Raw genomic sequence first — 13,807 nt, 5'->3', positions numbered from 1 at the left:
TCACAACATGTGCACGACGCCGAGCAGGACCAGGAAGACCGCGACGATGTAGCCGCCGATCTGGGCGACTGTGGCCTGGTTCTGGCGCATCCACCCGAAGCCGCGGCCCACGGCGCTGTAGGGCCGCATCCTGATGTAGCCGATCACCAGGGCACACAGGAACGGCAGGCTCAACGCGACCGACGCGTAGGCGACCATGCCGGTGTAGCGGACGACGGTGTCGAAGTCGCCGGCGCTCATCACCGCGATGCCGGCGAAGAAGGGGATGGAGGTCACCGACTGGGCGAGCCCCAGGACGACGCCCGTGCCGACGGTCGCCATGGACGGCGTCCTGAGCGGCTTCATGATGCGCCGGACCAGCCCGGGCTCACCGTCCCCGGTGCCCCGCCACGCCAGCACCGCGCTGACGAGGCCGGTGAGGATCAGCAGGACGCCGAACACCGGCGACTCCACCAATGCCGTGATCTTCCCGCCCAGGCCGTCGAAGACGACCATGGTGAGCAGGGCGAGCACCAGCACACCGAGCCAGTCGCCGAACACCAGGCGCGCCGCCACCGCGCCGTACCGTCCCCCCTTGTCCTTGAGCGGCTGGGCCACGCCCACGGCGACCAGGACGCCGATCAGCAGGAAATTGACCGTGTCCATCAGGGCGAAGCTCAGCACGTACAACACCCGGCTGATCCTACACGCTGCCGGGGACGACCCACCTCCACGAGCGTGATGCTAAACATATAGTTGTGCACTGGCGCTGCAATTTTGCGTGGGCAGTGCAATAATGTGCCCCATGGCTAAACTCCTCTACCGGATCGGACGATCCGCATACCTCTACCGGTGGCGTTTCATCGCCGTCTGGCTCCTGGTGCTCATCGGCGCGGGCACCCTCGCCGGCACCATGGCGAAATCGACCTCCATGACCTTCACCATCCCCGGGCTCGAGTCCGTCGAGACCCAGGAGAAGATGGGCGAGTACTTCCCCGGCGGAGGTGACGAGATGGAGGCCGCCACCGGCACCGTCGTCGTCCGCGCCCCCGAGGGCGGCTCCCTCACCGACCCCGCGACCCACGCCGACCTGGAGAAGCTCATCACCGAGCTCAAGAGCCAGGACGCGCTGACCGACACCGACAGCATCGTCGACCCCGTCACCGCGGCCGCCGGCATGGAACAGCAGCTCACCGAGGCCAAGGCCGGACAGGGCCTGCCGGAGGAGCAGATCCAGGCCGACATCCAGGCGCTGTCGCCGGTGAGCGAGAACGGCCGGACCGGCACGTTCACCGTCGCCTTCGACGCCGACACCGCGATGGACATCGCCCCCGAAGACACCGAGGCCGTCACCGGCGTGCTGGACGACGCCTCCACCGACAACCTCGAGGTCTCCTACAACGGCAACGCCTTCCAGATGGCCGAGATCGGCGGCACCGCCGAACTCGTCGGCATCGTCATCGCCGCCCTCGTGCTGATCATCACCTTCGGTTCCTTCGTCGCCGCCGGGCTCCCGCTGATCACCGCGATCGTGGGCGTCGGCACCGGGATCATGCTGATCATGGCGGCCACGGCGCTGACCGACACCATCAACAGCATGACCCCCACCCTGGCGTCGATGATCGGCCTGGCCGTCGGCATCGACTACGCGCTGTTCATCGTCTCCCGGTTCCGCAACGAGCTGGTCGCCTTCGCCGGCGGCAACAACATGACGCCGAAGGAACTCGCCCAGGCGATCAAGGGGACCAGCCACCGGCAACGCGCCCACCTGGCCGGGCTCGCCGTCGGCAAGGCCGGCTCCGCGGTCTGCTTCGCCGGCCTGACGGTGATCATCGCCCTGGCGGCGCTGTCGATCATCAACATCCCCTTCCTCACCGCCATGGCACTGGCCGCGGCGTTCACCGTCCTGATCGCCGTGGTCGTGGCGGTCACGCTGCTGCCCGCGATCCTCGGTGCCTTCGGCACGAAGTCCTTCGCCGGACGTGCCCCGGTGGTCAAGGCCCCGGACCCCGAGGACGATAAGCCCACCATGGGCCTGAAGTGGGTCCGCCAGATCCGCAAGCGCCCCGTGGTGTTCTCCGTCAGCGCCGTGCTGCTGCTCGTCCTGCTGGCGATCCCGGTGGGCGGACTGCAGCTCGCCATGCCCACCGACGACTCCGCCAAGCTCGGCAGCCCGCAGCGCACCGCCGCCGAGTGGATCAACGAGGACTTCGGCCCCGGCCGCAACGCCCCGATGATCGCCCTGGTGACCTCCGATGACCCGGAGACCGCGCCGGCCGCCTACGGTGCCGCCGTGGAGACCATCGGCGGCCAGGACGGCGTGGCCAACGCGCAGATCACCCAGATGGCCGAGGACGGGTCCGCGGCCCAGGTGCTGATCACCCCGACCACCGGCGCCAACGCCGAGGCCACGAACGACACCCTGCAGGCCCTCCGCGACGCCGAGGCGTCCTTCCACGACGCCACCGGCGCGGAGTACGCCGTCACCGGCGTCACCCCGATCTTCGAGGACATCTCCGACCGCCTGTCGGAGGTCCTGGTGCCGTACGTCGCCATCGTCGTGGTGCTGGCGTTCGTCCTGCTGATGGTCGTCTTCCGGTCCCTGTGGGTCCCGCTGATCGCCGCACTGGGCTTCGCCCTGTCGGTCGCCGCGACCTTCGGCCTGACCGTCGGGATCTGGCAGTGGGGCTGGCTCGGTATCACCGACGACCCGCAGCCGATCATCTCCTTCCTGCCGATCATGCTCATCGGCATCGTCTTCGGCCTCGCCATGGACTACCAGGTCTTCCTGGTGACCCGCATGCGCGAGGGCTACGTCCACGGCAAGACCGCCGGCAACGCCGTCTCGAACGGCTTCAAGCACGGGGCCCGTGTGGTCACCGCCGCCGCGCTGATCATGATCTCGGTGTTCGCCGCCTTCATCCTGATGGACGAACCGTTCATCGCCGTGATGGGCTCCGCCCTGGCCATGGCCGTGCTGATCGACGCCTTCGTCGTGCGCATGACCATCGTGCCCGCCGTCCTCTTCCTGCTCGGCGACCGCGCCTGGAAGCTCCCGGCGTGGCTCGACAAGATCATCCCCACCGTCGACGTCGAGGGCGAGGGACTGGTCGGCCTCGAGGCACCGGAGCACACCACCAACCCGTTCGACAAGAGCCCGACGACAGATGGCCGCTAACGACACACCCTCCCTCCGGGAGCAGAAGAAGGAGGAGACCCGCCGGGCACTCGCCCGCGCGTCGGCGGAACTCCTGCTCAGCGAAGGTAGTGACGGGATGACCGTCGCCGCCGTCGCCGAGCGGGCCGGGGTGTCCACCCGCACGTTCCACAACTACTTCCCGCGGCGGGAGGACGCACTGCTGTTCTTCATCGAGGAGACCATCGACGAACTCCGGCAGGACGTCGAGGACGCCCCCGAGGACGAGCACCCTCTCGACATCATGCAACGGCTGGTGACCAGCCGGGTCGACGAGGACGGCACCGTCTCCGACGACCCCGGCACCCTGCTGAACCTCCGCTCGATCGCCGACCACCTGAGCTACATCACCGGTCCGGATGACAAGGAGCGGGTCATGCACATCGCCGACGGGCTGCTCGACGCGCTCCACCAGCGGGCACGCGGGACGATGAGCCGCCAGGCCAGTGCCCTGATGATGGTGTCCTGCCTGACGGCGGGCGCCATCGCCGTCGAGTCGAAGGCCGCGGAGGACGGACGTGACTGCATGGTCATGTTCCCCAGTTGGGCGTCGACCGACCGCTCCCCCACCGAGGTCCTCGACGAAGGGTTCGCGCTGCTGCGCACCGGGTTCGGGGGCTGAGGGCGGCACCGGACGGTGGCGTCGTCAACCCCTCAGAACAACGCCGTCACCGCCGTCGCCAGGAGCATCAGCCCCGCCGCCGCAAGCACCACCAGCAGCACCACCGCGCCGATCCGGCCTCCCCGGGTGGCGACGTTGAAGGTGAAGTTCGAGCCTGTGCCGGTATCGACCATCACCCGGTCACTGCCCGGGATCTCGACGAAGATCAGCCACCGGCGCCGACGCCCGTCCTCGAACGGGAAACGTTCGGCGACGGCCTCGCCGCGCCGTGCCGTCGTCACCAGCAGCCAGGCCGTGCTCGCGACGATCCCGAGCATCGCCACTGCCTCGAGCCATCCGGACATCCCCTGGAGCCACTCCCACGGGCCGTTGAGCCCCAGCATCAGAAGGGTCAGCGACGTCGAGAGCAGCACGCAGTACACGCCCACCACCGGCTGCATCATCCGGAGCTCATGCCAGGTGCGCCGGGCGTCCGCCGGGGACCTCGCCCCGCCACGCTCGAACAGGGAGGCGGACAGGGTACGCATCATAAAGCCGGCGAAAGCCATGGCCAGCACACAGATCACCGGTCCGAGGAGCATCCCGAACAGCAGGGTGGACATCGACTTCGGGGCCCAGGCGTCCGGTTCCCCGGAGAAACCCCAGTGCGTCGGCATCGGATCCGGGACCGCGTCGTAGGACGCGACCACCGCCACCGCCGACGCCAGCGGCGGCACCAGCGCCAGCAGGTAGAGGTAGCCCGGCATCGTCACCGGCGGGTGGTTCTCGCTACGGGGTTCCGCATCCGGGTGCACCGTCATATTCCCCGACAGTAGCAGCCGGGCGGGACGAAACAGCCCCCTCCACCGGATGGCCGGTGTACCCTGACCATCTGTAAGCATTCTCAGGGCGGGGTGGAATTCCCCACCGGCGGTGAAAGCCCGCGAGCGCCACCTCCACCAGGTGGGTCAAGCAGATCCGGTGAGATTCCGGAGCCGACGGTCACAGTCCGGACGGGAGAGAAAGGCTGGACACCTCATGTCCGGAATCCTGGCGTCGGTAGGCGACGCCCTCACGACATTCCTCAACGCGCAGTGGTCGATCGGCGACTCGGCGATCCTCTGGCGGGAGGTCATCGGCAACGGCTTCGGCATCGCCTCGGCCGTCGGCGGCATGCGGCGGGTCGTGTGGGCCTGGCCGGTGGGGATCGTCGGAAACGTCCTGCTGTTCACCGTGTTCCTCGGCGGCGTGTTCCACACCCCGCAGGACCTCGACCTCTACGGCCAGGCAGGACGCCAGGTGATGTTCTTCACCGTCAGCCTCTACGGCTGGTGGCAGTGGCACCGGGCCCGGACCGCGGGCATGCGGGAACCGGTCGACACCGACCCGTCGCGGTCCATCCTCTCCGAACCGGCGGACACCTACGAGGCGGTGCAACCCCGCTGGGCGACCCCGCGTGAGCGGCTCTTCATGCTCGCCGTCGCGGTGGTCGGGACCTGCGGTTTCGCCTGGGTCTTCAGCGCCCTGGGCTCGTGGGGTCCCTGGGCGGACGCCTGGATCTTCACCGGGTCCCTCCTGGCGACCTTCGGCATGGCCAAGGGGTGGACGGAGTTCTGGCTGATTTGGATCGCCGTGGACGTCGTGGGCGTCCCGCTGCTCTTCACGGCGGGCTACTACCCCAGCGCGGCCCTCTACCTCGTCTACGGCGCGTTCGTCACCTGGGGTTTCGTGGTGTGGCTGCGGGTCCAGCGACGGTCCGCCGGATCTCCTCACGCTGCTCCGGCGTGACCTCCGCGACGGTCGCCGGGGAGAACGTCGCCTGCCGGTCCTTGTCCACCAGGACCGCACGGACACCCTCGGGGAAGTTCGGCTGCCTGCGGAGCAGGCACCCCAGGGCGAACTCCGCGTCCAGGGCACGGCGCAGCGAGACGTGGGCGGAGTAGTTCAGCAGCTCCGTGGCACCCACCAGCGACAGCGGGTTCGCCGGGGCGAGCATCGCCCGGACCTCGTCGGCGAAGTCCCCCTCGGCCGCGTCGACCCGTCGCTGAATCTCCGACCAGTCGTCGCCGTCGAAGGTGGCGGTGATCCAGTCCAGGTTACGGGCCAGCGTCGACTCACCGGCGGCGTCGCGGCCCACGGTCCGCGCCAACGCCGCATCCAACCCGTCCGACACCAGGGCCTCCCGGAACGCGGCGGTGTCCCCGTCCTGCAGCAGGTGCGTCGCCAGTCCACTCCACAGCAGGTCGTCGACGGTCAGCCGGTAGGCGGTGGTCGCCAGGAACACCCCGAGCGCGACACGCGAGTTCTCCGGGACGTGCGGCAGGTGGGTGAACACGTGGGAGATGCCGACGTCGGTGATGAAGCCGATCGCCATCTCCGGCATCGACTGCCACGTCCTCCCGGTGACGACGCGGACGCCGGCGTGGGCGGAGACACCGAGGCCGCCGCCCATGGCGATGCCGTCGACGAGCGCCACCGTCGGCGTCGGGAACGTCGCCAGCGCGTGGTTCATGTCGTACTCGTCGCGGAAGAGGTCGTCGCCCGGGGTGTAGTCCCCGGTGAGGTCGGAGTCACGCACCGACCGGACGTCGCCGCCGGCGCAGTAGGCCTTCTCCCCCGCCGAGCACAGCAGGACCCGGTCCACCGCGTCGTCGTCGCGGAAACTGTCGAGTGCGGCGGCGATGGCGTTGATCATCCCGTGGTCCAACGCATTCAGCGCCTTCGGGCGGTCGAGTGTGATCACGCCGGCGCCGTCGAGTTTCTCGACGCGGACATCGGCTGACTGGGAGGTGGGTGTGGTGTTCATGACTGCCATGGTGGCACGAAACCACCGGCGGCGGCACGGGGGCACCTCTATGAGCCAGGTGAATACCATGAACCTGTGACCTGAGACACGCATCATTGCTATCGTGACAGAAAGAATGGTCGCTCAGACGACACATCACCGTCCGGATGGAGAGAAGACATGACAACCGCCGTTCCGATCGACCCCGCCATCCAGTCCGTGGGCCACATGCTGCGCAACCGGATCAGGCAGACCCCCGACCGCAGGGCGTACAGTTACCCGGTCGTCGCAGGCGACGGGACGGAGACCTGGACCGCCGTGACCTGGTCGGAACTGGGCACACAGGCCGCGGAGGTCGCCGGGGGACTGATGTCGATGGGCATCGAGGCCGAGGAACGCGTCGCCATCGCCAGCTCCACCCGCTACGAGTGGGCGCTGGCCAACTACGGCATCATGTACGCCTCCGCGGCGACGGTGACGGTCTACCCCACCACCGTCGCCGACGACGTCTCGTTCATCCTCGCCGACTCAGGGTCCCGCGTGGTCTTCGCCGAGGACCGCGAGCAGGTGGACAAGCTCCTCGCACTCCGGGACGAGATCCCCGACGTGCAGTCGGTCGTCCTGTTCAGCGGGGACGTCCCCGAGGAGCTCGACACCGAGGCACCGGGGTGGGTGGTCACCCTGGACGACCTGCGCGAGCGTGGACGGGCCTACCTGGCCGACAACCCCACGGCCGTCGACGACCGTATCGACGCGACCCGTCTCGAGCACCTGTCCACCCTGATCTACACCTCGGGCACCACCGGCCGCCCCAAGGGCGTCCGGCTGCCCCACCGGGTGTGGGTGTTCGAGGCGCACTCGGCCGAGGCCACGGCCAGGTCCGGCCCCGAGGAGTTCCTCACCATCGACGACAAGCAGTTCCTCTGGCTGCCGTTGGCCCACGTGATGGGCAAGCTGCTGCTCGTGCTGCCCGTCCACATCGGGTTCGAGACCGCGATCGACGGTCGTATCGACAAGATCATCGGCAACCTCGCCGTCGTCAAACCCACCTTCATGGGGTCCGCGCCGCGTATCTTCGAGAAGGCCTACAACGGCGTGGCCACGATGATGGCCTCGGAGGGCGGAGTGAAGGAGAAGCTCTTCCACTGGGCCAGCCGGACCGGTGTCCAGGTCTTCGACGCCGACCACGGGGTCGGTTCCGCCAGCGCGTGGGTCCGGCTGCAGGCGAAGATCGGCGACCGCCTCGTGATGTCGAAGATCCGCGAACGCTTCGGGGGCAACGTCAACTACTTCATCTCCGGTTCCGCCGCACTGAACACCGACATCGCCCGCTGGTTCGGCGCCGCCGGCATGCCCATCCTGGAAGGGTACGGCCTCACCGAGACCAGTGCCGCGACCTGCCTCACCCGCCCGCACATCTACCGTGCCGGGTACGTGGGCCGGCCGATGGAGGGCATCGAGGCACGTATCGCCGAGGACGGCGAGGTCCTGATCAAGGGCCCGGGCGTGATGGACGGCTACCACAACAATCCCGAAGCCACCGCCGAGGTCCTCGACGCCGACGGGTGGTTCCACACCGGCGACATCGGCGAGATGGACAACGAGGGCCGGGTGAAGATCACCGACCGCAAGAAGGAGCTGTTCAAGACCTCCAACGGCAAGTACGTTGCCCCCGCGCAGATCGAGGCTAAGTTCAAGGGCCTGTGCCCGGTCGCCAGCCAGCTGGTCGTCATCGGCAACGACAGGCCCTACGTGTCCGCACTCGTCACACTGGACGAGGACGCCGTGACCGCTTGGGCGGAACGTTCGGGTGTCTCCGGCACCTACCGCGAGATCGTCGCCGCCCCCGTCACCCGGGAGATGGTGCAGGGCTACATCGACGAGCTCAACAGCCACCTGAACCGGTGGGAGCAGATCAAGAAGTTCACCGTCCTGCACCGTGACCTCGGCGTGGAGTACCAGGAGATCACCCCGTCACTGAAACTGCGGCGCAAGGTGATCCACGAGCACTTCGACAACGAGATCGCCGCTCACTACGAGTGAGCGGGGAGGCACCTAGCCCCGCTTCCCCTTCTTCCTCTTCTGCTTCTTCTGGGCCCCCTGCTCCAGGTCGGCCGCCCGGTCGGGGACGTAGCGGAACTCCGTCCGGGGAGGCCGCTCGTAGTCCGACGCGACCTCCGGGCGCTCCGGGATACGCGGCGGAGTGTGCTCGACCTTCTCCCACGGCACCGACGCCAGGATGTGGTTGATCACGTTGATCCTGGAGCGCTTCTTGTCCTCGCTCTCCACGGTGTACCACGGGGCGGTGGGGGTGTCGGTGTGCGCGAACATCTCGTCCTTCGCCCGAGAGTAGTCCTCCCACCGGGTGATGGACTGCAGGTCCATCGGCGAGAGTTTCCACTGCCGCAGGGGATCGTTGCGGCGTGAGGTGAACCTGGCGACCTGCTCTTCGTCGGAGACGGAGAACCAGTACTTGCGCAGCATGATCCCGTCCTCCACGAGCAGGCGCTCGAAGATCGGCGCCTGGTGCAGGAACCGGCGGTACTCGGACGCCGAGCAGAACCCCATCACCCGCTCCACCCCGGCACGGTTGTACCAGGACCGGTCGAAGATCACGATCTCACCGGCGGTGGGGAGCTTCTCCACGTACCGCTGGAAGTACCACTGCCCCTGTTCACGGGAGGTGGGCGCCGGCAGCGCCTCCACCCGGCAGAACCGTGGGTTGAGGTACTGGGTGATCCGCTTGATCGCCGACCCCTTCCCGGCGGCGTCGCGGCCCTCCATGATGATCACCACGCGCGACCCGGTCTCCCGGACCCACTGCTGCATGTCGACGAGGTCCGCCTGGAGTTTCTTGAGCTCCTTCTCGTAGGCCTTCTTGTCCAACTTCGGCGGACGGGTCCGCGTCGGGTTCTCCGCGGGGGCCTCCGGCCCCGGTCCATGCTGTGGTGACATAAGGGGAATCCTACCGGGCGGGGCGCCCCACCGGAGTCATCCTCGCGGTCCCACCCCACCCCCGGACATGCGGCAGGCCCCCGGGCCGGAGCCTGGGGGCCTGTCGGGCAGTCACCGGGGAGTGAGCTACTCCTGGTTCCCGCCGTTGTCGGTGCCCGGGGTGATGTCGTCGCCCGGGGTGTTGCCGTCGCCAGCACCTGCACCGTCGCCACCCTCGGAACCCAGGATTCCGTCGGAGCCCGAGATGCTGTCGAAGAGGGACTTGATGGCCTCGACGATGTCGCCGAAGAGGCTCTGCAGGAAGTCGATCATGATGATCTGCCTTTCAGTTAAGGTACACGGGTATAAACAGCCCGTGTGCACGGGCTACCGGACGAACTGTACAGACATCGGGGCAGATCACCTCAGCGCAGGATGAATTCAACCCCGTACGGGGTGATATTCTCCTGTGAGGATCTAGTTATATACACAACATTCGTGTGGGGCAGGTCACTCCACGGAGAACTCCGCCATGCGGTCCCACTCGGTCTTGCCGGGGATGGAGGTGTTGATGATCTGCGGGGTCTCCGAGAGCACCGTCGGGAAGAGCTCACATGCCGCGGCGAAGTGGTCGCTGTTGACGTGGGGGCCGTCCGCACCGTCGGCGAAGGCCTCGACCAGGAAGTACTCGGAGGGGTCGTCAGTGCCACGGAACCAGTCGAACCACAGGTTGCCTTCCTCGGCACGGGTGGCCTCGGTGAACTCCGCGACGACCTCGCGGAAGTTCTCGACGTATTCGGGAAGCGGGCGGAAACGCACGTTGATCAAGATCATGGAATCCAGGTTACGCTACCTGCGGGCACTGTGTTACCGCAGGTCACCGGGCTTCACGTGTTGTACACCGTTCACGCGTTTCACAGTCTGGACACGCCCCGGCGGGCAAACGATGGGCCAAATACCCCTGGACCGCAGCCGGCGGTTCGTGCGGACCATCCTCCTGCGCGATGCGAGATGGTCGCACCCTCTCCTCACAGACCCTGTGCGGCGCCTCGTGGGCACGCCCGGATCGCAGACCGGGCCGTCCGACGAGCTCCCCGCACTGGGGGCTCAGACCTTCGCGAGGCGGATGCGCCGGAAGCCCCACCGTCGGCGGGACAGTGAAGGCTGGTGGGGAGGGGCCTGCAGAAGTCTTCGATCCTCCGGCTACGTGGATGATTCGGATATCCTCCCGAAGAGTCGAGAAGCTACTCGTCCTCGACGAGTTCGTCCTTATCCTTCCTGCGCACCTTCGACCCGAAACCCGTGAGGTAGTCGACAATAGCAGCCACAATTGAGAAGAAGACCAGAAAGCCGTACTGCGGCTCCCAGTCAGCAATCCACGCAACCACGAAGAATACGACAAGACCAACGATAACGCTGGCAGAAATCGCTCGTACTGCAGCCATTAGCAGTACCGATCCCAGTTGATGTTTTCGCCGGCGCCGGAAGCCCCAATTACACAGGCAGTCCCGACCACTGGCCCGGTGGCTCCACACGCGGCACCGGTAACCATGGTGTATGCTCCAATTCCTACCCAACTCTTCCAGCACTTAGCTTTAGTCGAGACCCGAGTTGAGTCACCACCACCTCGCTCCTGATACCCCGAATCCAGACTGTCGACGAATTCGCGAATGCCCTCGTCGGATCCGATCGCAGCAAGACGTTGCTTCTCGCCTGCCGGGTCTACCGAGTTGTTGTCCAGGAACTCATCGAGACGGTCGCTCTCATTGAGCGCCCTCATGTTCTTGTCGAACAGCTGCGGGTCCTGAGCTCGCGCAGCGTCGATATCCATGTTGATGTAGTCATCCATCGCCGCAGGGCTGATTTCTGTTCCAGACTCGACAGCGCCCGGACCTTGCGCAGCAACTGGTGAGACGGGAGCCCCACCTAGTGCGAGCGCTGCAGCTACGGCTACGGCGGTCTTCCTGAATTTCATGGGTCTCCTCGCGAGTGTCAGTCAGCATAAGTGCTTTTGCACTGTGGCGAGCGGGAAGTTAGTTCTTACATCTTTTCCTCGAACGCCTAACTCACAGTTGCATGATCACAGAGTCTCCGCAGTCGACAACGTGACATTACCCTTTCCAGGGGGATCACGGCATATGCTCCTTTTATCGGTTTCGTCTCTTTGTATAGATCCCCGGACTTCCTCACGGCGCTCAACCCGGCGCGGGTCCAAGGGTCCTACGGGCGGTGGGTCTACAGGTCGTGGCGGATCTCGGCAGGGACATCGGCAGAGCAGTACGCGGATGACATGCAGCGCGGCGCTCGTCAGTCCAGACCTGCATCTGGTCGATGACCTTCTGGTGGTACTCCACCGGACCGCTGCCCGAGGTTGGCCGCTGGTCGGGGCGGCTGGTGAGGATGAGGACGATCATGGAGCCCAGGTCACCTGACGACCTCCCTCACCCGTTGTCGACCCCGACCTCCTTCTCCGGCCCCTGGTCCTCCATCGCGATCTCCAGCTGGCCGCGCAGCCGTTCGACGTCCTCCACGGTGAAACGGTCCTCCCCCGCCACCGCGACCAGCCCGTCCAGCACCGAGGTCCCGTAGTTGTGGCCGTGCCCGTTGGGCACGTTGCCCGCCCGGGGAAGGTCGAGGGTGACCTGCCAGAAGGTCACCACCGGCATCCACCGCATCGTCGGCGAGCGGTCGAACCCGGGCGCTTCCTTCAGCCAGTCCGGCTCGCGGAAGAGCAGGCTCGGCGACCACCACACCACCGGGTCCGAGGGATGCTGGACGTAGAGCACGCGGCTACCGCCCCAGTCGGTCCCGTCCGCCGCGGGTTCCCGGATCCACTTCTGGATCTCCTCCGAGTTCTCCGCGAACCGCACCATCATGCCGCCGGAGTACTCCGGGGCGACCTCCCGGGTGCCCGGGTCACGGCGGGACACGAAGTCACGCCACAGCTCGTTGCTGTTCGGCGGCCCCAACCACAGCACCCCGTCCACTGTGGAGGCGATGTCCCGGATCCCCGAGAAGCCGCCCTCGCCGGCCGTGGTCCCCAGCGACTCGCCGTACACGTAGAGACGCGGACGGTTGTCCTCCGGCAGCCGGCGCCACCACTCCGAGACGGCGTCGATCAACTCCTTGCCGGCCTCACGCACACGGTTGCGGTCGGTGATGAACTGGATGGCGCTGGGCAGGTAGGAGTACTGGTCTGCGGCGATGGCGGTGTCGCCGCCGAACATCAGCTCGAACGCCTGGGCCGCCGTGGGGTTCACCCAGCCGGTCCCGGTCGTCGGGGCGATCATCAACGCCTCGCGGTCCTGCGCATTCGTGCGTTCGAGTTCGTCGACCACGTTGAGCGCACGCTCCCTGTCCGTGTCGCCGCTGTGCAGCCCGGCGTAGACCCGGATCGGTTCCTCCGCGGGACGCCCGGTGAGTTCCTCGAGCTCGTCCTTGTACAGCCCCAACGCAGTGAACCGGGTGCCGTAGGCCCCCAGGTCCTCCCACTCGTTCAACGACCCGGGCCCGCCGCTGCGCTCGCTGACGTGGGGACGGACCAGATCCTCACGGATCTCCTGGTCACGGACCGAGAACACCTGCTCGCTCACCCGCAACAGGGTTCCCGGCAGCACCTGGTCGGCCAGGAAGACGGTCACCAGGCCCACGACACTCCACGACAGGAGCAGCTTCAGCCCGTAACGGGTGTGCTGGCCGGGGACGGCCCGCGCCAGCAGCACCGTCACCCGGACCACCGTCTTGCCCGCCAGGTAGAAACCGACCCACAACAACAGGCCGACGGGGAGCACCTTGAGGAACTCACCGGCGGAGTAGGCCTCGTCGCCCATCAGGTCCGCGATCTCCCGCTGCCAGCGGACGGCGAAGAGGATCCACACCAGCAGCGCGACGACGATCGTCACGATCAGCGCGATCTGGAGCCTGGGGCGCCACCGTTCCGGCACCGACCGGCCCCGGGTGAGCAGCAGGACCAGCGGCGACACCAGGTCGTGGATCCACAGCACCCACACCCACTGCAGCAGGACACCGATGAAGTGCCCGGTCGCGGCAGACAGCCCGGCCGCCACGCCCTGGAACAACCAGTCACGGGTCAGCAGCGACGGGGTCAGGGAGAGGGCGAACATCAGGGCGCCCACCACCAGGCCCCACGGACTGGGCTCCATCAGACGCCGGAGGAACCCCGTGTGGGCGGGCTCGTCCGTCGCCGTCGAGGTGGCCCCGTGGTTCTTCCGGACGATCACGCCGGGGAAATCGTCGTCCGCCACGTCTGCCTCTCCCGTACTCTGCGTCATCTCCGGGGTGAGTCTAGCAG

General features: G+C 67.2%; 13 protein-coding genes and 1 riboswitch. Of the genes, 4 read left to right on the top strand and 9 right to left on the bottom strand.

The window, feature by feature from the left end:
- On the bottom strand, positions 1-672 hold the full coding sequence (locus MUN33_RS05230) for a sulfite exporter TauE/SafE family protein (protein ID WP_244803828.1): 672 nt from the start codon (positions 670-672) through the stop codon (positions 1-3).
- Between the two features lie 112 nt (positions 673-784).
- On the opposite strand from MUN33_RS05230, the gene MUN33_RS05225 reads away from it, so the two are divergent.
- Together MUN33_RS05225 and MUN33_RS05220 are read left to right on the top strand one after the other, a co-directional pair.
- On the top strand, positions 785-3,157 hold the full coding sequence (locus MUN33_RS05225) for an MMPL family transporter (RefSeq protein ID WP_244803827.1): 2,373 nt from the start codon (positions 785-787) through the stop codon (positions 3,155-3,157).
- Positions 3,147-3,797, top strand: coding sequence for a TetR/AcrR family transcriptional regulator (locus MUN33_RS05220; protein WP_244803826.1), 651 nt, complete (start codon positions 3,147-3,149; stop codon positions 3,795-3,797). The genes MUN33_RS05225 and MUN33_RS05220 overlap by 11 nt, the downstream gene beginning before the upstream one ends.
- 32 nt (positions 3,798-3,829) lie before the next feature.
- Here the strand turns inward: MUN33_RS05220 and MUN33_RS05215 are convergent, their stop codons facing one another.
- Positions 3,830-4,597 (bottom strand): DUF1648 domain-containing protein, encoded by a 768-nt coding sequence (locus MUN33_RS05215; RefSeq protein WP_244803825.1) that lies wholly within the window; start codon positions 4,595-4,597, stop codon positions 3,830-3,832.
- A 75-nt stretch (positions 4,598-4,672) separates the two neighbouring features.
- Positions 4,673-4,805: riboswitch (FMN riboswitch) on the top strand.
- Between the two features lie 9 nt (positions 4,806-4,814).
- Here MUN33_RS05215 and MUN33_RS05210 point away from each other — a divergent pair.
- Positions 4,815-5,564 (top strand): nicotinamide mononucleotide transporter family protein, encoded by a 750-nt coding sequence (locus MUN33_RS05210; protein ID WP_244803824.1) that lies wholly within the window; start codon positions 4,815-4,817, stop codon positions 5,562-5,564.
- Here the strand turns inward: MUN33_RS05210 and MUN33_RS05205 are convergent.
- Positions 5,491-6,582 (bottom strand): 3-hydroxyisobutyryl-CoA hydrolase, encoded by a 1,092-nt coding sequence (locus tag MUN33_RS05205; protein ID WP_244803823.1) that lies wholly within the window; start codon positions 6,580-6,582, stop codon positions 5,491-5,493. The two genes, MUN33_RS05210 and MUN33_RS05205, sit on opposite strands and share 74 nt — an antisense overlap.
- 159 nt (positions 6,583-6,741) lie before the next feature.
- Between MUN33_RS05205 and MUN33_RS05200 the strand changes: the two genes are divergently transcribed.
- Positions 6,742-8,604 carry an AMP-dependent synthetase/ligase gene (locus tag MUN33_RS05200; RefSeq protein WP_244803822.1) on the top strand — a complete coding sequence of 621 codons (1,863 nt, stop codon included), beginning with the start codon at positions 6,742-6,744 and terminating at the stop codon, positions 8,602-8,604.
- Positions 8,605-8,616: 12 nt separating this feature from the next.
- On the opposite strand, the gene ppk2 is transcribed toward MUN33_RS05200, so the two are convergent.
- From ppk2 to MUN33_RS05170, 6 genes are all read right to left on the bottom strand, one after another.
- Positions 8,617-9,516, bottom strand: coding sequence for a polyphosphate kinase 2 (gene ppk2 / locus MUN33_RS05195; protein ID WP_244803821.1), 900 nt, complete (start codon positions 9,514-9,516; stop codon positions 8,617-8,619).
- A 126-nt stretch (positions 9,517-9,642) separates the two neighbouring features.
- A complete protein-coding gene (locus tag MUN33_RS05190) occupies positions 9,643-9,828 on the bottom strand; it encodes a hypothetical protein (protein ID WP_244803820.1) in 186 nt (61 codons plus the stop codon).
- Positions 9,829-10,005: 177 nt separating this feature from the next.
- Positions 10,006-10,329, bottom strand: coding sequence for a putative quinol monooxygenase (locus tag MUN33_RS05185; protein WP_244803819.1), 324 nt, complete (start codon positions 10,327-10,329; stop codon positions 10,006-10,008).
- 410 nt (positions 10,330-10,739) lie between these two features.
- A complete protein-coding gene (locus tag MUN33_RS05180; protein WP_244803818.1) occupies positions 10,740-10,940 on the bottom strand; it encodes a hypothetical protein in 201 nt (66 codons plus the stop codon).
- Positions 10,940-11,470: a hypothetical protein gene (locus MUN33_RS05175; RefSeq protein WP_244803817.1), complete on the bottom strand. Its 531-nt coding sequence runs from the start codon at positions 11,468-11,470 to the stop codon at positions 10,940-10,942. The genes MUN33_RS05180 and MUN33_RS05175 overlap by 1 nt, the downstream gene beginning before the upstream one ends.
- A 466-nt stretch (positions 11,471-11,936) precedes the next feature.
- Entirely contained in the window at positions 11,937-13,787 is a 1,851-nt protein-coding gene (locus MUN33_RS05170) for an alpha/beta hydrolase (RefSeq protein WP_244803816.1), read from the bottom strand.
- Positions 13,788-13,807 lie beyond the last annotated feature (20 nt).

The organism is Corynebacterium kalidii, assembly GCF_022869005.1.
GTDB classification, from domain to species: Bacteria; Actinomycetota; Actinomycetes; order Mycobacteriales; family Mycobacteriaceae; genus Corynebacterium; species Corynebacterium kalidii.
The sequence above is the reverse complement of the archived record's forward strand: the minus strand, read 5'-3'. Positions and strand labels throughout refer to the sequence as shown.

Excerpts from the sequence above, each read along its gene's own strand:
- MUN33_RS05180 (WP_244803818.1), bottom strand. The coding sequence starts at position 10,940 with ATGGCTGCAGTACGAGCGATTTCTGCCAGCGTTATCGTTGGTCTTGTC.
- MUN33_RS05225 (WP_244803827.1), top strand. The coding sequence starts at position 785 with ATGGCTAAACTCCTCTACCGGATCGGACGATCCGCATACCTCTACCGG.
- MUN33_RS05205 (WP_244803823.1), bottom strand. The coding sequence starts at position 6,582 with ATGAACACCACACCCACCTCCCAGTCAGCCGATGTCCGCGTCGAGAAA.
- MUN33_RS05215 (WP_244803825.1), bottom strand. The coding sequence starts at position 4,597 with ATGACGGTGCACCCGGATGCGGAACCCCGTAGCGAGAACCACCCGCCG.
- MUN33_RS05200 (WP_244803822.1), top strand. The coding sequence starts at position 6,742 with ATGACAACCGCCGTTCCGATCGACCCCGCCATCCAGTCCGTGGGCCAC.
- MUN33_RS05190 (WP_244803820.1), bottom strand. The coding sequence starts at position 9,828 with ATGATCGACTTCCTGCAGAGCCTCTTCGGCGACATCGTCGAGGCCATC.
- MUN33_RS05185 (WP_244803819.1), bottom strand. The coding sequence starts at position 10,329 with ATGATCTTGATCAACGTGCGTTTCCGCCCGCTTCCCGAATACGTCGAG.
- ppk2 (WP_244803821.1), bottom strand. The coding sequence starts at position 9,516 with ATGTCACCACAGCATGGACCGGGGCCGGAGGCCCCCGCGGAGAACCCG.
- MUN33_RS05220 (WP_244803826.1), top strand. The coding sequence starts at position 3,147 with ATGGCCGCTAACGACACACCCTCCCTCCGGGAGCAGAAGAAGGAGGAG.
- MUN33_RS05210 (WP_244803824.1), top strand. The coding sequence starts at position 4,815 with ATGTCCGGAATCCTGGCGTCGGTAGGCGACGCCCTCACGACATTCCTC.
- MUN33_RS05175 (WP_244803817.1), bottom strand. The coding sequence starts at position 11,470 with ATGAAATTCAGGAAGACCGCCGTAGCCGTAGCTGCAGCGCTCGCACTA.
- MUN33_RS05170 (WP_244803816.1), bottom strand. The coding sequence starts at position 13,787 with ATGACGCAGAGTACGGGAGAGGCAGACGTGGCGGACGACGATTTCCCC.